General features: G+C 67.1%; 21 protein-coding genes. 18 read left to right on the top strand and 3 right to left on the bottom strand.

Features of this window, described 5'->3' with window-relative positions; translation table 11 throughout:
- The first annotated feature begins 89 nt into the window (after positions 1-89).
- The 9 genes from AC07NY_RS00320 to AC07NY_RS00280 all read left to right on the top strand — a co-directional run bounded on the left by AC07NY_RS00320 (position 90) and on the right by AC07NY_RS00280 (position 9,320).
- The gene (locus AC07NY_RS00320) at positions 90-1,262 is read left to right on the top strand and encodes an extracellular solute-binding protein (RefSeq protein WP_494583630.1); all 1,173 of its coding nucleotides are present in this window, start codon (positions 90-92) and stop codon (positions 1,260-1,262) included.
- A 2-nt stretch (positions 1,263-1,264) separates the two neighbouring features.
- Positions 1,265-2,287, top strand: a complete 1,023-nt coding sequence (locus tag AC07NY_RS00315; protein ID WP_494580913.1) for a Gfo/Idh/MocA family protein — start codon at positions 1,265-1,267, stop codon at positions 2,285-2,287.
- Positions 2,288-2,300: 13 nt separating this feature from the next.
- Positions 2,301-3,311, top strand: coding sequence for a Gfo/Idh/MocA family protein (locus AC07NY_RS00310; RefSeq protein ID WP_494580912.1), 1,011 nt, complete (start codon positions 2,301-2,303; stop codon positions 3,309-3,311).
- Positions 3,312-3,429: 118 nt separating this feature from the next.
- Entirely contained in the window at positions 3,430-4,947 is a 1,518-nt protein-coding gene (locus AC07NY_RS00305) for a xylulokinase (protein WP_494580910.1), read from the top strand.
- A gap of 69 nt (positions 4,948-5,016) precedes the next feature.
- Positions 5,017-5,973 (top strand): ABC transporter permease, encoded by a 957-nt coding sequence (locus tag AC07NY_RS00300; protein ID WP_494580908.1) that lies wholly within the window; start codon positions 5,017-5,019, stop codon positions 5,971-5,973.
- Between the two features lie 38 nt (positions 5,974-6,011).
- The gene (locus tag AC07NY_RS00295; RefSeq protein ID WP_494580906.1) at positions 6,012-6,956 is read left to right on the top strand and encodes a sugar ABC transporter substrate-binding protein; all 945 of its coding nucleotides are present in this window, start codon (positions 6,012-6,014) and stop codon (positions 6,954-6,956) included.
- 135 nt (positions 6,957-7,091) lie between these two features.
- Positions 7,092-7,856: an ATP-binding cassette domain-containing protein gene (locus AC07NY_RS00290; protein ID WP_494580904.1), complete on the top strand. Its 765-nt coding sequence runs from the start codon at positions 7,092-7,094 to the stop codon at positions 7,854-7,856.
- 1 nt (position 7,857) lies between these two features.
- Entirely contained in the window at positions 7,858-8,787 is a 930-nt protein-coding gene (locus AC07NY_RS00285) for a nucleoside hydrolase (protein WP_494580902.1), read from the top strand.
- Positions 8,788-8,798: 11 nt separating this feature from the next.
- Complete coding sequence (locus AC07NY_RS00280; RefSeq protein WP_494580900.1) at positions 8,799-9,320, top strand: hypothetical protein; 522 nt, start codon at positions 8,799-8,801, stop codon at positions 9,318-9,320.
- A 156-nt stretch (positions 9,321-9,476) separates the two neighbouring features.
- Here the strand turns inward: AC07NY_RS00280 and AC07NY_RS00275 are convergent, their stop codons facing one another.
- Both AC07NY_RS00275 and AC07NY_RS00270 read right to left on the bottom strand, forming a co-directional pair.
- On the bottom strand, positions 9,477-9,833 hold the full coding sequence (locus tag AC07NY_RS00275) for a hypothetical protein (protein WP_454035578.1): 357 nt from the start codon (positions 9,831-9,833) through the stop codon (positions 9,477-9,479).
- Entirely contained in the window at positions 9,823-10,908 is a 1,086-nt protein-coding gene (locus AC07NY_RS00270) for a sugar-binding transcriptional regulator (protein ID WP_494580898.1), read from the bottom strand. Before AC07NY_RS00270 ends, AC07NY_RS00275 begins: the two co-directional genes overlap by 11 nt.
- A gap of 90 nt (positions 10,909-10,998) precedes the next feature.
- On the opposite strand from AC07NY_RS00270, the gene AC07NY_RS00265 reads away from it, so the two are divergent.
- The 9 genes from AC07NY_RS00265 to surE all read left to right on the top strand — a co-directional run bounded on the left by AC07NY_RS00265 (position 10,999) and on the right by surE (position 21,551).
- Entirely contained in the window at positions 10,999-12,360 is a 1,362-nt protein-coding gene (locus tag AC07NY_RS00265; RefSeq protein WP_494580896.1) for an NAD(P)H-dependent oxidoreductase, read from the top strand.
- A complete protein-coding gene (locus AC07NY_RS00260; protein WP_494580894.1) occupies positions 12,357-13,373 on the top strand; it encodes a thiamine pyrophosphate-dependent dehydrogenase E1 component subunit alpha in 1,017 nt (338 codons plus the stop codon). Before AC07NY_RS00265 ends, AC07NY_RS00260 begins: the two co-directional genes overlap by 4 nt.
- Positions 13,374-13,386: 13 nt before the next feature.
- The gene (locus AC07NY_RS00255; protein ID WP_494580892.1) at positions 13,387-14,385 is read left to right on the top strand and encodes an alpha-ketoacid dehydrogenase subunit beta; all 999 of its coding nucleotides are present in this window, start codon (positions 13,387-13,389) and stop codon (positions 14,383-14,385) included.
- Positions 14,385-15,620: a dihydrolipoamide acetyltransferase family protein gene (locus AC07NY_RS00250; protein WP_494580890.1), complete on the top strand. Its 1,236-nt coding sequence runs from the start codon at positions 14,385-14,387 to the stop codon at positions 15,618-15,620. Before AC07NY_RS00255 ends, AC07NY_RS00250 begins: the two co-directional genes overlap by 1 nt.
- 131 nt (positions 15,621-15,751) lie before the next feature.
- On the top strand, positions 15,752-16,756 hold the full coding sequence (locus tag AC07NY_RS00245) for an ABC transporter substrate-binding protein (protein ID WP_494580888.1): 1,005 nt from the start codon (positions 15,752-15,754) through the stop codon (positions 16,754-16,756).
- A 17-nt stretch (positions 16,757-16,773) separates the two neighbouring features.
- Positions 16,774-18,486, top strand: coding sequence for an ABC transporter permease (locus AC07NY_RS00240; RefSeq protein ID WP_494580886.1), 1,713 nt, complete (start codon positions 16,774-16,776; stop codon positions 18,484-18,486).
- Positions 18,474-19,565, top strand: coding sequence for an ABC transporter ATP-binding protein (locus AC07NY_RS00235; RefSeq protein ID WP_494580884.1), 1,092 nt, complete (start codon positions 18,474-18,476; stop codon positions 19,563-19,565). Before AC07NY_RS00240 ends, AC07NY_RS00235 begins: the two co-directional genes overlap by 13 nt.
- 10 nt (positions 19,566-19,575) lie before the next feature.
- Positions 19,576-20,721, top strand: coding sequence for an MBL fold metallo-hydrolase (locus AC07NY_RS00230; RefSeq protein WP_494580882.1), 1,146 nt, complete (start codon positions 19,576-19,578; stop codon positions 20,719-20,721).
- A gap of 65 nt (positions 20,722-20,786) precedes the next feature.
- On the top strand, positions 20,787-21,551 hold the full coding sequence (surE, locus tag AC07NY_RS00225) for a 5'/3'-nucleotidase SurE (protein WP_494580880.1): 765 nt from the start codon (positions 20,787-20,789) through the stop codon (positions 21,549-21,551).
- A gap of 152 nt (positions 21,552-21,703) precedes the next feature.
- Here surE and AC07NY_RS00220 read toward each other — a convergent pair whose 3' ends face one another.
- Positions 21,704-23,524 carry an ABC transporter ATP-binding protein gene (locus AC07NY_RS00220; protein WP_494580878.1) on the bottom strand — a complete coding sequence of 607 codons (1,821 nt, stop codon included), beginning with the start codon at positions 23,522-23,524 and terminating at the stop codon, positions 21,704-21,706.
- Positions 23,525-23,535 lie beyond the last annotated feature (11 nt).

Below are 23,535 nucleotides of genomic sequence, written 5' to 3'. Positions count from 1 at the left end.
CGAAAAGTGGTGCACTAGTATCCCAGTCAAATGCTCCGGATGCCGCTCACGGCATCGCAAAAGAGAGCTCAACCCAGGGAGAGATCATGATCCACCCGACACGTCGCACCGTCATGGCCGGAGCGGCCGGCCTCGCCGCATTGAAAGCCGGCGGAGCGCTGGCGCAGAGCGCGCCGGTCGCCCTCAACATCATCGATGTCGCCGGCAATCTTCAGCTGACGCAGATCGCAATCGAGAAATTCGCCAAGGACAATCCGAAGCTGATCTCGCGCCTGAATTTCTCGCGCGCACCCTCGCCGGAGCTGCCGGCCAAGCTCAAGGCCCAGCAACAGGCCAACCGCGTCGATATCGACCTCGTGCTGACCGGCCCCGGCGCCATGTCGGACGGTATCCAGCAGGGGCTCTGGGTCGATGTCTGGAAGTCCCACGCCAAGGACCTGCCGAAGCCCGAGGACATCTATCACGAGCAGGCGCTGATGATGCAGCGCAATTTCGGCCAGAACGAAGGCGTCGCCGTCGTCTATTCGCCCTCCGGCCCGCTCTTCGAATATGCGCCCGAGCGGCTCAAGACCGTGCCGAAGACGGCCGCGGACCTGCTCGCCTATGTCAAGCAGAACCCGAAGCGCTTCACCTATGCGCGGCCCGTCAATTCCGGCCCCGGCTGGACCTGGCTGCAGGGCCTGCCCTACATCCTCGGCGATGCCGACCCGACCGACCCGATGAAGGGCTGGGACAAGACCTGGGCCTATCTCAAGGAGCTCGGCACCGGCGTCGACTACTATCCGGGCGGCACCGCCGCGACGATGAAGGAGCTCGGCGAAGGCACCCGCGACGTCATCGTCTCGACGCTCGGCTGGGACATCAACCCGCGCGTGCTCGGCATCGTGCCGAAGGAAGCCAAGGTCTTCGTCCTCGCCAATACGCACTGGATTCCCGACACCCAGTTCATGTGCATCCCGAAGGGCGTCCCCGCCGAGAAGATGTCCGCTCTGGTCGCGCTGATGGCCCATATGCTGAAGCCGGAAGCCCAGGCCGTGACCTATGACAAGGGCTATTTCTACCCGGGTCCGGCGATCAAGGGCGTGACGCTCGCCATGGCGCCGCAGGAAAGCCGCGACATCCTCGCCGAATATGGCCGGCCGGAATATGACGGGCTGATCACCAGCCTGCCGACCCGCCCGCCGCTGACGCCAGAGCGCCTCGTCGCCGCCTTCAGGCGTTGGGACCAGGAAATCGGCGTCGGCCACAACGCGCCGCAATAGCGATGAAATTCGCCGCCATCGGCCTCGACCACCGCCATATCTACCATATGGTCGGTGGTCTCCTCGAAGCCGGCGCAACCTGCGCCGGCTTCGATCCCGCGACCAGTGACGAGCGCGTTCTCGCCGGTTTCCGCGAGCGCTTCCCCGATCTGCCGGAGAGCACGGCCGACCGCCTGCTCGACGATCCCGCGATCGATCTGATCGTCTGCGCCGCGATCCCCGCGGAGCGCGCGGCGATCGCCATCCGCGCCATGCGGGCGGGCAAGGACGTCATGGTCGACAAGCCCGGCGTCACCAATTTCGATCAGCTCGCCGCCGTCGAGAAGGCGGTCGCGGAGACCAGCCGCATCTTCTCGATCTGCTTCTCCGAGCGCTTCACCGTTCCGGCGACGATCATAGCCGGCAAATTGATCGCGGACGGCGCGATCGGTCGCGTCGTGCAGACGCTCGGCATGGGTCCGCACCGGCTCAACCGTGCGATCCGGCCGGCCTGGTTCTTCGACAAGCGCCATTGTGGCGGCATCCTCACCGATATCGCCTCGCACCAAATCGACCAGTTCCTGCACTTCACCGGCTCTGATGATGCGGAAATCGTGGCCTCCGGCATCGGCCATTTCGGCGGGCCGGACCTGCCCGATTTCGAGGATTTCGGCGAAGTCCTGCTGCGCAGCGACAGGGCAGGCGGCTATATCCGGGTCGACTGGTTCACGGCCGACGGCCTGCCGACCTGGGGCGACGGGCGCCTTACCATCCTCGGCACCGAGGGCACCATCGAATTGCGCAAGTATGTCGATATCGCCGGCCGCGCCGGCACCGACCATGTCTTCCTCGTCGACAAGGCCGGCACCCGCCATATCGATGCCTCCAACGAGCCCTTGACCTATTTCCGCAATCTCATCGCCGACATCGCCGCCCGCAGCGAAACCGCGATGAGCCAGCGCCACGCCTTCACCGTCTGCCGGCTCGCGCTTGAGGCGCAGGCCAAGGCCGCCTGGCTGCCGGCGAAACCAGTCACTCGCGCTTGAGGAACGACCCGTCATGACACGCAAGCTCGGCATCGCCGTGATCGGGCTCGGCCCCGCTTCCCTGCCGCATTCGAAAAGCCTGCTCGACCTCACTGAGCGCGCCGAGACGCGCTGGGCCGTGAGCCGCACGCCGGATCGTGCCAAGGCCTATGCCGCGCAATTCCCCTTCCCGACGACGACCGATCTCGACGCGGTGCTGGCCGACCCGGCGGTCGATGCCTGCATCGTGCTGACGCCGCCTTCGAGCCACCTCGACGTCTCCGCGCTTTGCCTTGAAGCCGGCAAACATGTTCTGGTGGAGAAGCCGCTGGAATTGACCACCGAGCGCGGGCAGCGCCTCGTCGACAGCGCCCGCCGGACGGCTAAGACCTTCGGCGTGACGCTCCAGCACCGCTTCCGCCCGGCGAGCCTGCGCCTCAAAGCTGCCCTCGATTCCGGCGAGCTCGGCACGATCGAGGCCGCTTTCCTGTCCGTGCCCTGGTGGCGCCCGCAGAGCTATTACGACGAGCCGGGCCGCGGCACGCTCGCCCGCGACGGCGGCGGCGTACTACTGACGCAGGCGATCCACTCACTCGACCTGTTCCGCTCGCTCGTCGGTGTTTCCAAAGTCGTCGCGGCGCAAGCCCGCACCACCGGGCTTCACCGCATGGAGACCGAGGATTACGTCTCGGCTCTGCTGGAGACCGGCAACGGCGCCCCCGCCACGCTGGTGACAACCACAGCCGCCTATCCCGGCTATCCCGAGCGCATCGAGATCACCGGCACCAAGGGCTTTGCCGCGTTGATCGGCGGGCGCCTGCGCCTCGCCTTTCTCGACGGGCGCGAGGAGATCGTCGAGGCCGAGGGCTCGACCGGCAGCGGCGCCAACATCATGGATTTCCCGCATGACGCCCACCACGCCGTCATCGCCGATTTCCTCGATGCGATCGAGCAGGGCCGCGACCCCGTCGTCACCGGCGAGGAAGCGCTGGCTTCGCAAAGGCTGGTCGACGACATTCTGAAGGCCGCAAAGCGCGCCGCCTGAACGAGGCATCCTTGACTCGCAAGCGATTTATGACGCTCCAAGGGTCGATGCCTGAAGGTCACCTTGTGAAGCTTGCTGTCCCGTCCGCTCAGCGTCCCGTCCTGATCAGGGCCGGACGATGAGTGTCGTCCTCGCCTGCGATCTTGGCGGCAGCAGCTTCCGCGCCGCGCTGATCGACGATCGCGGAACGACATTGGTCGAGTATGCGTTGCCCGGCCCAGCCTTGCACGATCATCTCGAGCGCTCGGAAGTCGCCGCGCACGCCTGGTGGACACAGCTGCTCGAAGCCGCTGCCAGGCTCGCCGAACAAGCGCCGGAGCTGTTCGCGGCAGTCCGGGGCATCGCGATCTGCGGCGTGACCCGGACGCAGGTCTTCCTCGGCCATGACGGTCATGAGCTGCGCCCGGCCATGACCTGGAAGGATGTGCGCTCGGACAGCATCGCCGCCCGATTGCGGGAGACGCTGGCCGATCATCCCGAGGCCGCCCGCATCAACGCCTTCCACCCGCTCGCGCGCCTCGCCTGGCTGGCCGAGAACGAGCCTGGGAACACCCGCGCGCTCGCTTGCGTGCTGGAGCCCAAGGACTACCTGAACTTTTGCCTGACAGGCCGGCGCGCGAGCGATCCCGTTTCGCTCGCGCGATTGATCGCGTGCGCCGAAAACGTCGATGGCCGCTCGGCATTTGACGCAATCGGTCTCTCGTCGAGCCTGATCCCGACCATTCTCGAACCAACCGAAATCGTCGCCCCCGTCCGCGCCGGCCTGCCCGCGCCCTTCGACAGGCTCGCCGGCGTCCCCGTCCTCTGCGGCTGCAACGATACCTGGGCCGCTGTCGCGGGGCTCGGCGCGCTGCGTCCGGGCTATGCCTACAACATCTCCGGCACCACCGAGGTGCTCGGCGTGCTCGGCCCCGATCAGGCCGAAGCCGAAGGGCTGATCTCCGTCGATTGGCGCGGCCTTTGGCATCTCGGCGGCCCCAGCCAGAACGGCGCCGACACCATCGCCTGGCTCAACGGCCTGCTCGGTGGCACCGGCCCTGTCGGCGAGACGATCGAGCGCCTTCTCGCTGGCCAGCGCCATCCGCAACCGCTGCTCTTCCTGCCCTATCTGCAAGGCGAGCGTGTGCCCTATTGGGACCCGAACCTGCGCGGCGCCTTCATCGGGCTCGCTCGCCGGCATGGCCCGACCGATCTCGCCTATGCCGTGCTCGAAGGCGTCGCCTGCCAGAACCGCCTCGTGCTGGAGCGGGCGGAGGGTGCGCTCGGCACCCGCGTCGACGAGATCCGCTTCGGCGGCGGCGCTGCCGCCAATCCGGTCTGGGCCCAGGTCAAGGCCGATATCTGCGGCCGCCGGATCGTCGTCGGCACGGCCAGAGAACCCGGCCTGCTCGGCGCGGCGATCATCGCCTGGACGGGACTTGGCCGCTTCGCATCGCTGGAAGCCGCACAGGATGCCCTCGTCAGCATTGCCCGCCGCTATGAGCCCGACCCCGCGCGGCGCCCGGTCTATAACGCACTCTATGCCCTCTATCGGCAAAGCGAAGCGGCGCTCGCGCCGATCTCGGCCGATCTCGTGGCGCTGGCGCAGAACACCGCCGCGTTGCCCGGTCTCGCCAACCCGGAAAGCGCGACGTAAAGGACTGATCATGCCGACGATTCGAAGGCTGGCGCCGGCGCGCAGGATCGCGAAGAAGGGAAGCTGAGCTTGGGCCGCATCGACCCGCGGGAACTGATCGGACGCTATGGCACGGCGATCGCCGGTCTGACCCTGATCCTGTTCTTCCTGATCTTCGCGCCGAACTTCGCCAGCACGATGAACATCATCAACGTGCTGAAGGATACGAGCTTCCTTGCCATCCTCGCGCTCGGCTTCGCGCTCGCCTTCACGGTGGCCGAGCTCGATCTCTCCGTGGCGGAGATGGCGAGCCTCGCGGCAGTGGTCTGTGGTTGGCTCGTCCATGCGCAGTATCCGCCGGCCGTCGCGGTATCGGCTGCCATCGGCGTCGGCCTCGTGCTGGGCACGCTGAACGGCTACGGCGTCACCGTGCTGCGCATCCCCTCGCTGATCATGACGCTGGGCACCGCCGCCATCGCCAAGGGCTTCGCCTTCATGATCACGCAGGGCGTCGCCTTCGTCGGGCGCTGGCCGGTCGGTTTCACCGGGCTCGCCCGCGGCTACTCCTTCGGCATTCCCAATCTCGTGCTCTGGATGACGGGCGCCACGCTCTTCGCCTATGGACTCGTCAAATGGACCCGGACCGGCGCCCATATGGTCGCGACCGGCGAAGCGGACGAGGCGGCGCGGCTCGCAGGCATCGCCACGGCCCGGATGAAGCGCATCGGCCTGTTGCTCTCCGGCGTCTTCGCCGGCCTGATGGCCATGCTGCTCGCCGCCAACCTGTCCTCGGCCGCGCCGAACATGGCGGGCGACTACCTGCTGTATGCCATCGCCGCCGTGCTGCTCGGCATGACCATGTTCGAGCCCGGCAAGCCCAATATCCCCGGCACGGTCTTTGCCGCGCTGGTGCTCAAGGTGCTCGGCAACGGCTTGGTGCTGATGGGCGCGCCCTATTACATCCAGGACATCGTGCTCGGCGCGATCATCATCGGCTCGGTCGCCTTCTCGGCCAGCGCGATGAAGAAGGCGGCGTTCAAGGTCTGATTTCGACAACGACAAGCAGAATGAGGGGAGTGGGTTTCATGTTCGGTTTCAGGAAAATGCTGGTCGCCGCCGCGGCGCTCGTCGCGCTCGGCCAGTCCGCGAGCGCCTTCGAGCTCGGCATCATCGGCTTCCAGTTTACCTCGGAGACGCATGCGCGCGTCGCCAATGCCGCCGCCGCTGCTGCCAAGGCCAGGGGCTGGAACGTCACGCTACTGAACTCGGAAGGCGCGCTGCCGAAGCACGCCGAGCAGTTCGACGCGCTGATCGCCAAGAAGGTCGATGCCATCATCATCGCCATGGGCAAGCCGGTCGAGGCCGACGCCCAGTTCAAGGCGGCGAAGGATGCCAAGATCCCGGTCATCACCGTGCAGTCGGGTTCGAGCCCGCATGCGCTCTTCGACATCCAGACCAACGAGTACAAGGTCGGCGCCGATGCCGCGCTCTACCTGCTCGGCCAGCTCGGCTACCAGGGCAACATCGTCTCGGCCCGCTTCGACCTCAACGTCGCCTCGCGCATCCGCGGCCGCCTGCTCGACGCCGTCCTCGCCGAGAACCAGGCGGTAAAGGAGCTCGGCAAGTTCTCGATGGCCCGCACCCAGAGCTGGCGCGACGACGTCCGCGCCGGCATGCAGGCGCTGCTCCTGCAGAACCAGGGCAAGATCAACGGCATCTGGGCCTCCTTCGACGGCCAGGCCTATATCATCGACGACCTCTTGCAGGCCCAGGGCGTGAAGAAGGGCCAGATCCCGCTGGTCTCGGTCGATGGCGGCAAGGAAAGCTACGAGCGCATCGCCGACCCCAACTCGACCTTCATGGCGACCGTCGCCGTGCCCTTCGACGAGATGGGCAAGCAGGCGGTCGATGCGATTCAGGCGATCGTCGTCGAGAAGAAGCCGAAGGAGAGCATCACGCCCGGCCCCTATCTCTTCACGGAAGCCGTGCTGGTCGACAAGAACAACGTCCAGCAATTCCTGAAGAAGTAAGGCTTAGGAACCGTCATGCTCGGGCCTGACCCGAGCATCTCGGAAACCAGCGCCATCTGGTTATGAGATTCCCGGGTCTTCGCTACGCTTCGCCCGAGAATGACGGCAAATCGCTTCGCAATCCCCTGGATCGCCATGAACAATCCCACCCCCCTCCTCTCGCTACGCGGCATCGGCAAGGCCTATGGCCCGGTCGTCGCCGTCCGCGATGTCGATCTCGACATCTTCAAGGGCGAGGTCGTGGCGCTCTGCGGCGACAACGGCGCCGGCAAGTCGAGCCTGATCAAGGTGATCTCCGGCGCCGAGGAGGCGACGAGCGGCACAATCAGCCTGCGCGGCAGGCCGGTCTCCTTCGCCTCGCCGCATGATGCGCTGGAGAATGGCGTCGCGACGATCTATCAGGACCTCGCGCTCGCGCCGCGCCTCTCGATTGCCCAGAACGTCTTCATGGGCTCGGAATTGACCAAGCCCGTGCTGCTGCCCTTCCTGCGCATCCTCGACAAGAAGAAGATGATCGCGGAATCGCAGCGCTATCTCGCACAGCTCTCCGCCGCCGTCACCGACATGACCCGGCCGGTCGAGCGGCTTTCGGGCGGCCAGCGCCAGGCGGTCGCGATCTCGCGTGCGCTACGCTGGAATGCCGAGATCATCATCATGGACGAGCCGACCGCCGCGCTCGGCGTCAAGGAGAGCGCCCTCGTCCTCGACCTCATCCGCAAGCTCAAGGCGGACGGGCGCACCGTCATCCTGATCAGCCACAACATGCGCGACGTCGTGGCGCTGGCCGATCGTATTGTGATCATGGGTGCGGGGCGCAAATATGTGGACCGGCCGCTCGGCGATCTCACCGCCGACGACATCGCCCATCTGATCATGGCCGGCAACGCCAAGGCAGCCTGAGATGCGCGAGACCATCATCATCGACACCGATCCCGGCCAGGACGATGCCGTCGCCCTGCTCCTGGCCTTCGCCAGTGCCGAGCGGATCGATCTCAGGGCGATCACCACCGTCGCCGGCAATGTCGCGGTCGCGCAGACGACAGTGAATGCGCTGCGTATCCGCGATCTTGCTGGTCACGACGACATCCCCGTTTATCGCGGCGCCGAAGGTCCGCTGATCTTCGCTCTCGAAACCGCGGAATTCATCTGTGGCCCGGATGGGCTGGATGGCGCCGGCCTGCCCCAGCCGAGGAGCGAAGCCGCGCCCGGCCATGCCGTGCAGGCGATCATCGATATCTGCCGCGCGGCCCCGGACGACAGCATCACCCTTTGCCCGCTCGGGCCGCTGACCAATCTCGCCCTCGCCTTCCGGCTCGCGCCCGACATCCTGCCGAAGGTCAGGCGCATCGTGCTGATGGGCGGCGCCATCGGGCTCGGCAACATCACGCCTGCCGCAGAATTCAACACCTATGTCGATCCGCATGCGGCTGCGGTCGTATTCGACTGCGGCCGACCGATCGTGATGTTCGGCCTCGGTGTCACGCTCCAGGCCATCGCCAGCCATGATCAGATCGCCCGCATCGGCGCGCTCGGCACCGCCACGGGCAAGGCCGTTCACGGCATGCTGGCCCGCCCGCGCCCCAGCGGGCTCGGCTCGAACGGCCACCCGATGCACGACCCCTGCGTCATCGCCTTCCTGCTCTGGCCGGAACTGTTCGAGGGCCGCGACTGCTTCGTCGCGGTCGAGATCGGCGACGGTCCTCTACGCGGACGCACCACCATCGACTGGAACAGCCGCCTCAGGCGCGAGCCCAACGCCCATGTCGTCTCGGCCGTGAAAGCCTATGACCTGTTCGAGCGGATGATCGAACGCCTCGCCACGCTGCCTTGAGAGACCAGCCCATGCCGCATTTCGTCGAAGCGCTGCAGCAGGAAGCGGCGGAAGCCATCGCGCAGATGCAGGAGGCGGCCTTGCGTGCCCGCCACGCCCATGCCCGCGCCGAACTGATGCGCCATATGCTGACGGCCGCCCGGAAGGTGAAGGACAAGCCGAAGGCGGAAGCCGTCGAGACCGTCGTACGCGAATGGATGGACGCCTGGAATCTCGGGCGCTCCGACTGGCCGCATATCGCCCGCGAGATGGAGAGCTTCACCGAAGCCTTTCACGACTACGCCAATGATCCGAGCGATGCCCACGACACGCATCTGCGCGAGAGCTGTGCCGCGCTCGACGCCGTCCTGGAGCAGGAGGCCACCTCGATCTCCGACCAGATGGCCTTCCGCTCGCAATGCGCCCATGGCTGGTGGGAGCAGGTGAAGCCCGTGCCGGCCGACCTGCCCGGCCGCAAGCCACGTCCGTCCGTGCCGGCGCTTGAATCCGGCAAAGCATTCTGGGAAGCCGGCTGCGCCGATTTCTGCCGCTGACCCGCCTTTTCCCGCCAGCCCAAAATCGTAAGCGTCATCCCGGGCTTGACCCGGGATCTATCTTAGAGCGCAGCACCCTCCGATGGATTCCGGATCGGCGCCGCTTCACGGCTTGTCCGGAATGACGACGCGGTTCAGCGGGAGCGCGGCAAATCGCTACGGCAGCTGCTGGTTCTCGAAGAACCCGTCCAACGGAATCTGGGTCGTCTTCTCGAAATCGTCCATCGCGTCGAGCAGGCGCTGGCGATAGTTCAAGAGCGCGAGCAGCAACTGCGCCGCGTCGCGCGACAATCCGTAGCGCGCCCAGCTCTCCGACGTCCGCCGCTCCAGCCCGATCTGGTCGCCGAAGGCCTCGACCGTCGAAAAGCCCAGGCCCTGCACCACCTCCAGCAATTCCTCGGCCGACATGCGCGGCTTCACGACATGGGAGTGCACCCGCTCCAGCATCAGACGGATGTCGGACGGCCGGAACTGCAGGGAGTTGCGCGCGAACTGCTCGAAATTATTGGCCATGGCGTTGCTCCCGTTCGGCGACCTCTGCCGCCTGTTTCGCGCTGCCGGCCAGCAAGGCCTCGGCAGCGCCTTCATCCGTGATCAGGACCTTCGCCGCGCTCGCCCGCAAGGCCGCGCGGATCGCATGTTCCTTGTGGGCGCCGCCGGCCGCGATCGCGACGAGGCCGATGCCTCTGAGATCAGCCGGGCTCACCGCCATGATACGCCGGTTGACCGGATGGTCCACCAGTTCGCCCGCGGCATCGATGAAATGGCAGACGAGGTCGCCCACCGCCCCGGCCTTCTTGAGGCCCGCCAGATCGGATTGCGGCAGCAGCCCTTCGCGGAACAGCGTCGAATCCGGGACGAGGTCACCGACGCTGACCAGCGCGATATCGGCAGCGCGGGCCCGGTCGAGCAGGTCCCGCAGGGTCGGCTCGCGCCAGAGCGCGTCGCGGATTTCGGCATTCGAGACGAAGACCGGCGCGGTCAACTGGAAGCAGTCGGCCCCGAACATGTCGGCGACGCGACGCGCCACGGCCGAAGGATTGATGCTGCGCGAATGCGTGAGCCCCCCAAGCAGCGAGACCACCGACATCGCCTCGACCTGGCGCGGCTGCATGCCCCGGAGCGCCAGATGCAGGGTCTGCCCCCAGCCGACGGCCAATGACATGTTGTCGGTCAGGTTGTCGGAGAGCCAGAGCCCTGCGGCATAGCCGACCAGCGCCGAAACGCTGGCCGCATCGCGCGCCGCCGGCACCACCACCGCTTCCTTCAGGCCGAAGGCGGTGACGAGCCCGCGCTCCAGACCCGCCTGCCGGGCCGAGCGCGCATCGATCCTGATCTTGACCAAGCCTTCGGAGCGCGCCGCCGCCAGCATGCGGATCACCTTGATCCGGCTCAAGCCCAGCGCCTCGGCGATCTGCTCCTGGGTCAAACCCTCGACATAATAGAGCCAGGCGGCGCGGACCTTCGCCTCCGCCACCGGCATCTCGCCCTGGATCAGTCCTGCTCCGAATGCGTCTTCCACGAGCGCTCCCTGCCGCGCCGCCTCGGGCACCTGCGCCACCATCACCGCATCACGCGGCTCAGGCAACCTGTTTGAACATCTGTACGCTTGACAGGACGAATGACATGTTCTTTTGTTCCTAAATAAGAACACATGTCCTAGGGAGTGATATCAACGATGGCCGCGATCCAGCCGCAGCCGCCTTTGGGCGCGCCCGTCGTCGGCCTGTCCCTGGCCGAGGCTCTCGAATTGCGTGCCAAGGCCGGCAAGCCGGTCCGCGTCGGCCTGATCGGCGCTGGCCAGATGGGCACCGATATCGTCGTCCAGATCTCCCAGATGACCGGCATCGAGATCGCCGCCGTTGCAGACATCGCGCCGGATCGCGTCGCCGAGGCCGCCACGCTCGCCGGGCGCAAGGGCGATGTCGACAATGTCACCGACGAGGCCGGGCTCGACGCCAGCAGGCGCAAGGGCCGCATCGCCGCCACGACCTCGCTCGACCTGATCTGCCGCTCGCCCCATGTCGACGTGATCATCGACGCCACCGGGAACCCGGAAGCCGGCTCGCGGGTCGCGCTGACCGCCATCGCCGCGCGCAAGCATATCGTGATGATGAATGTCGAGGCCGACATCACCATCGGCTCCTATCTCGCGGTCGAGGCCGCCAAGGCCGGCATCGTCTATACGCTCGGCGCCGGCGACGAGCCCGCCGCCGCGATGGAGCTGATCAATTTCGTCCGCGCCATGGGCTATCCGGTCGTCGCCGCCGGCAAGGGCAAGAACAACCCGTTCCGCATCGACGCCGTACCCGCCGACTATGTCCAGGAAGCCACGCGCCGGAACATGAACCCGCGCATGCTCGTCGAGTTCGTCGACGGCTCGAAGACGATGGTCGAGATGGTCGCCATCGCCAATGCCTGCGGCTTCGTGCCGGATATCCCCGGCATGCACGGCCCGGCCGCGCCGAAGGACGAGTTGCAGAATTATTTCTGCCCGAAGGAAGAGGGCGGCCTGCTTTCGCAGAAGGGCGTCGTCGATTTCTCGGTTGCCAAGGGCGTGGCCCCCGGCGTCTTCGCCGTCGCGGAGATGCGCCATCCCCGCGTCCGCGAGCGGATGAGCGACCTGCATCTCGGCCCCGGCCCGTATTATTCCTTCTTCCGGCCCTATCACCTGACGAGCCTGGAAGTGCCGCTTTCGGCCGCCGCCGCCGTGATCTTCAACCAGAGCCATATGCGCCCGCTGCCGGTGCCGACCTCCGAGGTCGGCTGCGTCGCCAAGCGCGATCTCGCCGCCGGCGAGACGCTCGATGCCATCGGCGAGTACGGCTATCGCGGCTTCGCCCTCTCTCGCGCCGATGCGCAGGCGCGCAAGGCGCTCCCGATCGGCCTCGCCCAGGGCGCGACCATGACCCGGCCCGTCCGCAAGGGCGAACTGATCACGCTGGCCGACGCCACCCCCGACGAACGGCTGAAAATCGTCGAGGTGCGCCGCGCCCAGGATGCGATGATCGCCGCGCTGACCTCCGGAGCCCAAGAATGAGCGCTGAACCCATGAGCGCTGACCAGAAGCCGAACCAGCGGCCGGAACTCGCCGCGCTCGACGACGCGACGGTGGCGCAGGCGCTGACCCGCATGCACCTGATCCGCAAGTTCGAGGAGGCGGCCGAGGCGAGCTATATGCGCGGCCTGATCCACGGCACGATGCATCTCTCGATCGGGCAGGAAGCCAGCGCCGTCGGCACGACGCTGCCGCTCGAAGCCCATGACTACATCCTCTCGACCCATCGCGGCCATGGCCACTGCATCGCCCGCGGCGCCGAGCCCAGGCTGATGTTCGCCGAGTTCTTCGGCAAGGAGACCGGCTACTGCAAGGGCCGCGGCGGCTCGATGCACATCGCCGATGTCGAGGGCGGCAATCTCGGCGCCAACGGCATCGTCGGCGGTGGGCTGCCGATCGCGGTCGGCGTCGGCATGAGCATCAAGGCGCAGAAGAATGGCCGCGTCTGCATGGTCTTCTTCGGCGACGGCGCCTCGAACGAGGGCGCCTTCCATGAGGCGCTGAACATGGCCTCGATCTGGAAGCTGCCGGTCGTCTTCGTCTGCGAGAACAACAAATACGGCATGTCGATGGACATCAACCGCGCCATGGCCGTGGCGAACGTCGCCGACCGCGCTTCCGCCTATGGCATGCCCGGTCATTGCCTCGACGGCAATGACCTTGCCGGCGTCGCGGCCGTCGCGAAACTGGCGATCGCGCGTGCCCGCTCCGGCGAGGGCCCCTCGCTGATCGAGTGCAAGACCTATCGCTGGCGCGGCCATTCCAAGAGCGACCGCAACCTCTACCGCTCCAAGGAGGAGATCGAGGAATGGCGCAACCAGGACCCGATCCGGCGGCTCGAGGACGAACTCAAGGCGCATGACCGCTTCGACGCGGCCACGCTGATGAAGCTCGAAGAGGACGCCCAGCGCGATATCGACGCCGCCGTCGAATTCGCCCGCGCCTGCCCGGACCCCGATCCGAAAGACCTGACCCGTGACGTCTATGCTCTCTGACACGCTTGAAGCCGTGAGCGAGATCCGCGAACTCTCCTATGCCGAGGCCGTGCGCGAGGCGCTGGGCCAGGCGATGGAGGCCGACGAGCGCGTCTTCCTGTTCGGCGAGGATGTCGGCGTCTATGGCGGCGCCTTCGGCGTCTCCGGCGACCTCGTCCACCGCTTCGGCACGGACCGCGTGATCGACACCCCGATCAGCGAGCTCGGCATCGCCGGCGCCGCGGTCGGCGCGGCGATCACCGGCATGCGCCCGGTGCTCGAAATCCAGTTCTCGGATTTCGTCACGCTCGCGATGGAGCAGCTCGTCAATCAGGCGGCAAAAATCCGCTTCATGTTCGGCGGCAAGGCGAGCGTGCCGATGGTCGTGCGCCTGCCCGGCGGCTCGGGCACCGGCGCCGCCGCCCAGCACAGTCAGAGCCTCGAAGCCTGGTTCGCTCATGTGCCCGGGCTGAAAGTCCTGCAACCGAGCACGCCGCATGACGCCAAGGGCATGCTGCTCGCCGCGATCGACGACCCCAACCCCGTCCTGATCTTCGAGCACAAGCTGCTCTACAAGACCAAGGGCCATGTCCCGGCCGAGGCCTATCGCGTCCCGATCGGCAAGGCCGCGATCCGCCGCGAGGGCACGGACCTCACCATCGTCGGCTCCTCGATCATGGCCCGCAAGGCGGAGGCCGCCGCCGAGCGCCTCGCCAGCGATGGCATCTCGGCGGAGGTGATCGATCTGCGCTCGATCCGCCCGATCGACTTCACCACGATTGCCGAGAGCGTGCGCAAGACGCATCGGCTGCTGGTCGTCTACGAGGGCGTGAAGACCATGGGGATCGGCGCCGAGATCTCGGCCATGATCGCCGAGAGCGAAGTCTTCGATTTCCTGGATGCGCCGATCATCCGGCTCGGCGGCGCCGATGCGCCGATCCCCTACAACCCGGTTCTGGAGAAGGCGGCCGTCCCGCAGGAGGACGACATCGTCACTGCCGCCACCAATCTCGTCCGCCGCGGGGAAGCCTGATGCCCATCGAGGTCATCCTTCCCAAGGTCGACATGGACATGGAGACGGGCACGATCGAGGCCTGGCATGTCAAGGAAGGCGACCTTGTCCGCCAGGGCGATACCATCTTCGAGATCGGCACCAACAAGGCCGTGATGGAGGTCGAGGCCCCCGCCACCGGCGCGATCCGGAACATCAAGGCCGAGACCGGCGTGCCGATCTCGGTCGGAACACCTGTTGCGTGGATCTACCTCGACGGTGAGGCCGCCACCACACCGTCCGAGCCGGCAGCCGCTGCGGCTACCGTGGCGGCTGCCACACCCCTTTCGAAGGCCGAGGCGCCGGCCGCTCCGGTGATTGCGGTCTCGCCGGCCTCGGCAGGCCTGCGCGCGACCCCGCTCGCCCGCCGCATCGCCCGCCAGAACGCCCTCGACCTCAAGAGCGTGACCGGTAGCGGCCCACGCGGACGCATTGGCGAATCCGACGTGAAGCGGCATCTGGAGCAGCAGCCGCGCTGTGCTTCGGCGCCGGAAGCACGCCCCGCGCCGGCCTCCTCGGTGAATGCTTCCGAGGGCCGCCTGCAACCCTTCTCTGCCATCCGCCGCATCGTCGCGAGCCGGCTCTCCGAGAGTATGCGCACCGCTCCGCATTTCTATCTGACATCCGAGATCGAGATGAGCGCCGCGCGCGACCTGCTCGGCCGCCTCGCCAAGCGGCACGAGCGCATCGGCGCGCCCAAGCCCAGCCTGACCGTGCTGATCGCCCGCGTCACTGCGCGCATCCTGCGCGACCACCCCGTCATCAACGCCTCCGTCGAGGGCGAGGCGACCCGCTTCCACGAACGCGTCGATATCGGCATCGCGATGGAGCGTGACGGCGACCTCGTCGTGCCCGTGCTGCGCGATGCCGGCGCCATGGACATGCCTGCGATGACCCGCGAATTCGCCCGGCTCCGCGAGGGCATGGCGAAGCGAACGCTGACCCCGGCAGAGCTCGGCGGCGGCACCTTCACCATCTCCAATCTCGGCATGTACGGTGTCGACTCGTTCACCGCGATCATCAATCCGCCGCAGGGCGCGATCCTCGCGGTCGGCCGCACCATCGACAAGCCGGTCGGGCGCGACGGAGAGATCGTGCTCAGGCCGATGGCGAACTTCACGCTGTCCTCGGACCACCGCATCGTCGACGGCGTCGCGGCGGCCCGTTTCATGGCCGATCTGCGCGAGGCCCTTGAAAACCCCGAGCTGCTTCTGTGATGGAAGATGGTAGCCGGTCGCCACATCGCGGATGACCGGCACGAGACGGCCTGACATGACGATCTGGCACGAAGATCGACCGGCGCATTTGGCGTAAAGGTCGGCATCGCGACAACGGAGGAGATGAGATCATGACCCTGACACGACGCCGCTTCACGCGACACGGCCTGATGATGACCGCCGCCGCCCTGCTTGCCGCAGCGCCCGCCTTCGCGCAGGCCCCCTCGGGCAAGCTCGTGCTCTACACCTCGCAGCCGGAGAAGGACGCGACCCAGACCGTCGCCGCCTTCAAGAAGGCCTATCCCAATGTCGAGGTCGATATCTTCCGCTCCGGCACGACCGAGGTGATGGGCAAGCTCGCCGCCGAGATCTCGGCCGGCCAGCCCGGCGCCGACGTCCTCCTGATCGCGGATGCCGCGAGCATGGAGATCCTGAAGGCTCAGAAGCAGCTCCTCGCCTATCCCGGCGCCAAGACCGACGGCTTCCAGGCCGGCTCCTTCGACGCCGACAAGACCTATTTCGGCTCGAAGCTGATCACCACCGGCATCGCCTACAACACCGCCGCCAAGGAGAAGCCGACCTCCTGGACCGATCTCGACAAGCCCGCTTACAAGGGCCAGATCTCGATGCCGAGCCCGCTCTATTCGGGCGCTGCCGCGATCATGCTCTCGACCATGACGGCCCGGCCCGATCTCGGCTGGAAGCTGTTCGAGGGATTGAAGGCCAACGAGGCCGTCGCCGTGCGCGGCAACGGTGCGGTCCTGAAAGCCGTCGCCAGCGGCGAGAAATCCTACGGCGTCCTCGTCGATTTCATGGCCTATAACGCCAAGAAGCAGGGCTCGCCGATCGATTTCGTCTTCCCGAAGGAAGGCGCGCCGGCCGTGACCGAACCCGTCGCCATCATCAAGTCGACCAAGAACGAGGCCGCAGCCAAGGCCTTCGTGGACTTCATCCTCTCCGATGCCGGGCAGAAGCTCGCGCTCTGGATGGGCTATATCCCGGCCAAGCCCAGCATCGGCTCGCCGTCCTGGCTGCCGGAAGGCACCAAGATCAACGTCATGGCCTCCGACATCGCGGCCGTGGTCAAGGCGACCGAGGCCGACAAGGCCCGCTTCGCCACCATGTTCGGCAACTGAGCCCGGACGCGGTGCGCATGTCCCTCGCCGATCCCGCGACGCTGCGCACGCGCGTCGAGGAGACGGGCCTCCTCTGGGGGCTCGTCGGCCTCGTCGCGCTCCTGTCGCTGCTGCCGATCGGGCGCCTGATCGTCGAGGGCCTCGCCCCCGGCGGCCAGCTCTCGGCGACGGCGCTCGGCAAGGTCATGGCGAGCCCCGCGACCTGGACGGCGACCTGGAACAGCCTCACCACCGCGATTGCGGGAACGATCCTCGCCACGCTGATCGGCGGCACGGTCGCGCTTCTGGCGACGCTCACGGATATCCGCGCCCGCAACGCCTTCACCTTCTGCTTCGTCCTGCCGCTGATGATCGCGCCGCAGGTTACGGCCCTCGCCTGGCTCCAGCTCTTCGGCCCGTCGAGCACGCTGCTCAAGCTCATCGGCATGGCGCCGCCGCTCGGCAGCCGCAACCCGCTCTATTCGCGCGAAGGCATCATCCTGCTTCTCGGCCTGCAATATGCGCCATTGGTCTTCCTGACCCTGCGCGCCGGCCTGCGCGCCCTGCCGAAGGAACTGATCGAGGCCGGCCTCGCCGCTGGCGCGAGCCCCCTCACGGTGCTGCGCACGGTCGTGCTGCCGCTGATGACGCCGCCGCTCGTCGCCGGCATTGCGCTCTGCTTCGTCTCCAGCCTCGGCAATTTCGGCATCCCCGCCTTCCTCGGCATTCCCGGCAATTTCCTCGTCCTGCCGACGCTGATCTATCAGCGCCTCGCCGGCCTCGGCCCCGGCGTGCTCTCCGAGGTCGCGATCCTCTCCCTGCTGATCGGCGTGATCGCGATGATCGGCATCCTCCTGCAGGATGTCATGCTGCGCCGGCGCGATTTCCGGATCACTACGACCTCAAGCGCCGCGCGTCCCTTCGAACTCGGCCGCTGGCGCCGGCCGGTCGAGATCGGCTTATGGGCCTTCGCGATCCTCGTGCTCGCCATGCCCTTCCTCGGCTTGCTCTCGACCTCGCTGATCCCCGCCTTCGGCGTGCCGCTCAACGCGAAGACCGCGACGCTCGCCAACTACGCCTATGTCCTGTTCGAGCACGCCGCCTCGAAGCGCGCCTTCGTCAATTCCTTCCTGATGTCGGCGGGCGCGGCCACCCTGATCGTGCTGATCTGCGTGCCGCTCGGCTATTTCATCGTCTGGAAGAAGTCCCGCGCCCTGCGCCTGCTCAATCTCGCGGCGGAACTGCCCTATGCGATGCCTGGCGTGGTGCTCGCCATCGCCGCGATCCTGCTCTTTCTCAAGCCGCTGCCGGTGCTGAACGTCTCGCTCTACAACACGATCTGGATCATCGTGTTCGCCTATCTCGCCCGCTTCCTCGTGCTGGGCCTGCGCCCCGTCATCAGTGGCTATCTCCAGATCGACCGCACGCTGGAGGAGGCTGCCCAGATCGCCGGCGCCGGCCTGCCGCGCCGCCTCGTCACCATCATCTTCCCGCTGGTCGCGCCGGCCGCTGTCGCAGGCGCGCTGCTGGTCTTCCTGACCGCCTTCAACGAGCTCACCGTCTCGGCCCTGCTCTGGTCGTCCGGCGCCGAGACGCTCGGCGTCGTCGTCTTCTCCTTCGAGCAGGGCGGCGATTCCACCTATGCCTCGGCGCTGGCGGCCATCACCGTCGTCGTCACGGTGGGCCTGATGGCCTCGACCACCCTCTTCGCCCAGAAACTGCCCCAGGGAGTCCTGCCGTGGCGCGACTGACCATCGACCGCGCGCAGAAGCGCTTCGGCACCTATCTCGCGCTCGACGACGTCTCGATCGCGGTCGAGGATGGCGAGTTCCTGGCCGTGCTCGGCCCCTCCGGCTGCGGCAAGACCACGCTGCTGCGCCAGATCGCCGGCTTCGACAAGCTCGATGGCGGCCAGATCCGCATCGGCGACCGGCTCGTCTCCTCGGCGGAAACCCATATCCCGCCCGAGCATCGCAAGCTCGGCATCGTCTTCCAGTCCTATGCGCTCTGGCCGCATATGACGGTCGCCGAGAACGTCGCCTACGGGCTCACCGTCGCCGGCGTGCGCGACCCGGAACGGTCGAAGCGCGTCGCCGCCGCGCTCGATCTCGTCGGGCTGAACGGCTTCGCCGAACGCCGGCCCGGCCTGCTCTCCGGCGGCCAGCGCCAGCGCGTCGCGCTCGCCCGCTGCCTCGTCACCGAGCCCTCGCTGGTGCTGCTCGACGAACCGCTCGCCAATCTCGACGTCCACCTGCGGGCTTCGATGGAGGAGGAATTCGCACGCTTCCATGAGCGCACCGGCACCACCATGGTCTACATCACCCATGATCAGGCCGAGGCCATGGCGCTGGCCGACCGCATCGCGGTGATGGATCGCGGCCGCCTGCTCCAGCTCGCCACGCCCTCGCTGCTCTATCGCGAACCCGCCAACGTGACCGTGGCCGGCTTCATCGGCGAAGGCATGGTGCTGCCGGCGACCATCCTCTCCGCGCCGCAGGCCGGCCATTGCAAGGTCAGCGTGCTCGGCGTCGAGGCCATCGTGCGCTGCCGGTCGGATCAGGCGGTCACCAATCAGGCAAAACTCTGCCTGCGCGCCCGCGATATCGGCATCACCACAGCTGGGCAGGGCGGCCTCCCGGCCACGGTCGAGCGCCTGTCCTATCAGGGCGGCTTCTTCCGCATGGAAGCGCGCCCCGCCAACGACCAGGACATCGTCCTGCATCTCGACGCGGCCGAGCCCGCCCCGGCCCAGGCCGGCGAGCCCATCCGCATCGCCATCACCGATGGCTGGGTCATCCCGGAGAGCGCCTCCCTGGACAAGGCGGCGTGAGACCGACGGCATGAAACTGACGATTCACGGCGGGATCGGCGAGAAGGGCCGGACCTGCATCGGTGTCGAGCATGGCGGCACGCGGCTCCTGCTCGATGTCGGTGTCGACACTAGCGCGCGCGGGGCGGCCTATTATCCCGCGCTTACGCGGGCCGAGCTCGAACGCATCGATGCGATCATCGTCACCCACGCACATGAGGACCATGTCGCGGCGCTCGGCTGGTGCCTCGCCAACGGCTTTGCCGGCCGCATCCTGATGACCGCCGAATCCGCGGCAGAGACGGACGCGACGCTGGCCGCATACGCCACACCGCAAGAACGTTCGCTCGCCAAGGCGGCCACCGTCGAGATCGTCACCCACGGCGCGGATTTCGTCATCGGCCCGATCACGATCCGCACCGGCCGCAGCGGCCATGTCGTCGGCGGCATCTGGTGTCATCTCAGCGCAGGCGGCCGCAGGCTCGGCTATTGCGGTGATGTTGTGCCGGAAAGCCCGGTCTTCGCGATGGACGCACTCCCACCCTGCGACTTGCTGCTGGTCGATGCCTCCTACGGCGCCGATCGCATCCCCGCCGCCGGGCGTGGCGGCGCCATCAAGCGCTGGCTCGCGGCCCATCCACAAGGCGCCGTCCTGCCGACGCCGCTCTCCGGCCGCTCGATCGAGCTGATCGGACTGATCGAGACGCCGATCGCGATCCACCCCTCGATGCGCGAGGCGCTGGCCCATCAAATCGCGGCTGCAGCCTGGCTGAAGCCCGGTGCCGCGGATATCCTGTCGGCACGTTTCGCCGAAGCGCTGCTCTGGGAAGAAGGGCAGGCTCTGCCGGCCGCCGCCCTTCTTGTCGATGACGGCATGGGGCTCGCCGGCCCTTCCAAGGCCGCACTCGCGCAAGCCGGCCGCGAGCGGCATCCGGTCCTGCTGACCGGCGGCATCCCCAAGGGCAGCCCGGCCGATCACATGCTGGCCGCAGGCGAAGCCGAGTGGCTGCGCTTCCCGACCCATCCGACGCTTCCGGAGAACATCGCGCTCGCGGCGGCCAGCGGCGCGGGCCGCATTCTCGCTCATTCCTGCGATGCCGCGACCGCAGCCTCGCTGACCACCGACATTCCCAAGCTCTTCACCGGCCTCAAACCCGGCGACATCATCGAGATTTGAAGCATTTTCAAGCGAAGTGGGTACCGGTTCGCGTGAAGAAAATGCGGTAAAATAGAAGTCTGACCATGCGCATCCTCATCGCCAATGACGACGGCATCGACGCTCCCGGCATCGCCCTGCTGCGCCGCGCTGCCGCCCGCGTCGCGTCCGATATCTGGGTTGTCGCGCCCGAGCGGAAATGGACGGCCGCCAGCCATCATCTCTCTTTCGACAAGGAATTGACGCTCGTTCGACGCGAGCAGCAGGTCTACGCATTGAACGGCACGCCGGCCGATTGCGTGGTGGCGGCGATGACGGTGCTATTCCGCGACGGCGGTGCGCCCGACCTCGTGCTCTCCGGCGTCAATGACGGGCGCAATGCCGCCGAGGACGCCGCCTATTCCGGCACGCTCTCGATCGCCCGCGAGGCGAGCTTCTGGAACCTGCCCGCCATCGGCTTTTCCCGCACCAAGGGCGGAGCCTCCGAAGAGCGCGACGTTACGGCGCTCGCAGCCCTGATCGAAAACCTCTGGCGGACGCGCGCGCAATGGACCCGCGAGGGCACGTTTCTGAGCGTCAACCTGCCGAAGGAGCTGCCGGCCGAAATCGGCCTCGCCACGATCGGCCGCGACAAGATCGCGGGCGCGGCCGATATCGTCTCGGAAGAAGGCGACAAGATCGTCTGGCGTATCCGGCGCGGCCGTCCGCATACCAGCCGGCCGGGCGACGAGAACAGCCTGATCGATTCAGGCCGCATCGCCATCGTCCGCCATTGCTGGAGCGATGGGGCGCCGCTCGATGCGGGGTTCGCTGAGGAGCTCAATGCGGCACTGAAGCAGTCCGCCGGATAGCGCGTACTGATTTTGCTCTGAACCACGCCGTCATCCCGGGCTTGCCCCGGGATCCATCGAAGGGCGCCCGAGCTCTACGATGGATCCCGGATCAGCGCTGCTACGCAGCTTGTCCGGGATGACGCCTCGGTTCCACAGCCAAATCGGCGGGCTCACCCCTCCAGAAACTGCATCCGGTGCAGCCGCGCATAGGCGCCGTCGCGCGCCAAGAGTTCGTCATGGCTGCCGGTTTCGACGACCTTGCCCTCGTCCATCACCACGATCAGGTCGGCCTCGCGGATGGTCGAGAGCCGGTGCGCGATGACGATGGTCGTGCGCCCCTTCATCAGCGTCGCCAGCGCCTGCTGGACCAATCGCTCTGACTCGGTGTCGAGCGCGCTCGTCGCTTCGTCGAGCAACAGGATCGGCGCGTTCTTCAGAATGGCACGCGCGATGGCAATGCGCTGGCGCTCGCCGCCCGAAAGCTTGTGGCCGCGCTCGCCGACGGGCGCATCATAGCCGCCCGGCATCGCCATGATGAAGTCATGCGCGGCGGCCGCCTTCGCCGCCGCGACAATCTCCTCCTGCGAGGCCTCCGGCCGCCCGAAGGCGATGTTCGCCTGCACGCTGTCGTCGAACAGCACGACATCCTGGCTGACGACGCCGACCTGCCGGCGCAGGCTCCTGAGCGTGACATTGCGCAAATCCTGCCCGTCGATCTCGATCCGGCCCTCGCTGGGATCGTAGAGACGCGGCACCAGCGCGAGCAGCGTCGACTTGCCTGAGCCCGAGCGCCCGACCAGCGCCATCGTCTTGCCGCCCTGCGCGATGAGGTCGATGCCCTCCAGCGCGCGCTGGTCCTCGCGATAGCGGAAGCGGAGATGGCGGAAGGCGACCTCGCCGGCCGAGACCGCGAGCGGCTTCGCATCCGGCCGGTCGAGCACTTGCGGCTTCTCGTCGATCAGCGCGTAATAGCGCTTCAGCGAGGCTCCCGCCTCCTGGACGATGGCGTTGAGATTGCCGAGCGAACGCATCGGCTGGGCCGCGAGCAGGAGCGCCGAGACATAGCCGGTGAAATCGCCGACCGTCGAATTGCCGGCGGTGATGCGCACGCCGATGGCAGCGAGCACACCCGCGACCGCAAGGCCGCCGCCGACCTCAAGCAGCGGATCGAGCCGCCCGCGCGCATTGGCCGCCTTCATCTTGAGCGCCCGGATCGTCTCGAAGGCGTTGGCCGCCCGCGTCTTCAGATAGGGTTCGAGCCGATCGGTCTTGGCGACGCGGGCGCCCTGCAGGCTCTCGGTGACGAGATTGGCCATCAGGCCGGTCTGCTCCTGCTGGGAATTGGCCATGCGCCGAAGCTTGCGGCCGATCTTGCCGATCGGATGAGCGATCACCGGCGCGATCAGCAGCACGACCAGCGTCATCTGCCAGTCGATCCAGATCAGCGCACCGACCAGCGCGATCGCGGTGACCACGTCGCGGATGGCGATGTTGACGATGCGCGTCAGCGCTTCCTTGACGAAGGTGAAATCGGTGGTGAAGCGCTGGGTCAGCGAGGCTGGGTTCTCGCGCTGAAGCTGCGCAAGGTCCGCATCGATCAGATGGCCGTAGAGCGCCGTCTGCATGTTCGCCTCGATGCGGCTGACGACGTTGTTGGTCATCACCGTCTGGGCGAGCAGCGAGAAGCCCTTGATCGCGGTCACGATCACGACGACGGTCGCGACCGCGTTGATGACGCCGATATCGTAGCCGATCGATTTCGAGACCAGCCGTTCCATGCGCCGGACGAAGCCGGTCGATTCGGCGGTCAGCGGATCGGCGAAGGCGTCGAACGCCGCCTTGATCAAGAGCGGATAGAAGCTCGTCGTTACCGCGATGACCACGACGAGGCCGAGAATCATCAGCATCTGCGGGAGATAGGAGCTGATCTGCTCGCGCCAGACACGGGCAAAGAGCGCGAGGGTATCGTCGGTGACGCGGCCGATCTTCATGCCGGGGGCCT

The sequence above is a fragment of the Allobosea sp. GW821-FHT09G06 genome (assembly GCF_059416005.1).
Note: the sequence above shows the minus strand (reverse complement) of the source record. Positions and strands in the feature narration are given on the sequence as shown.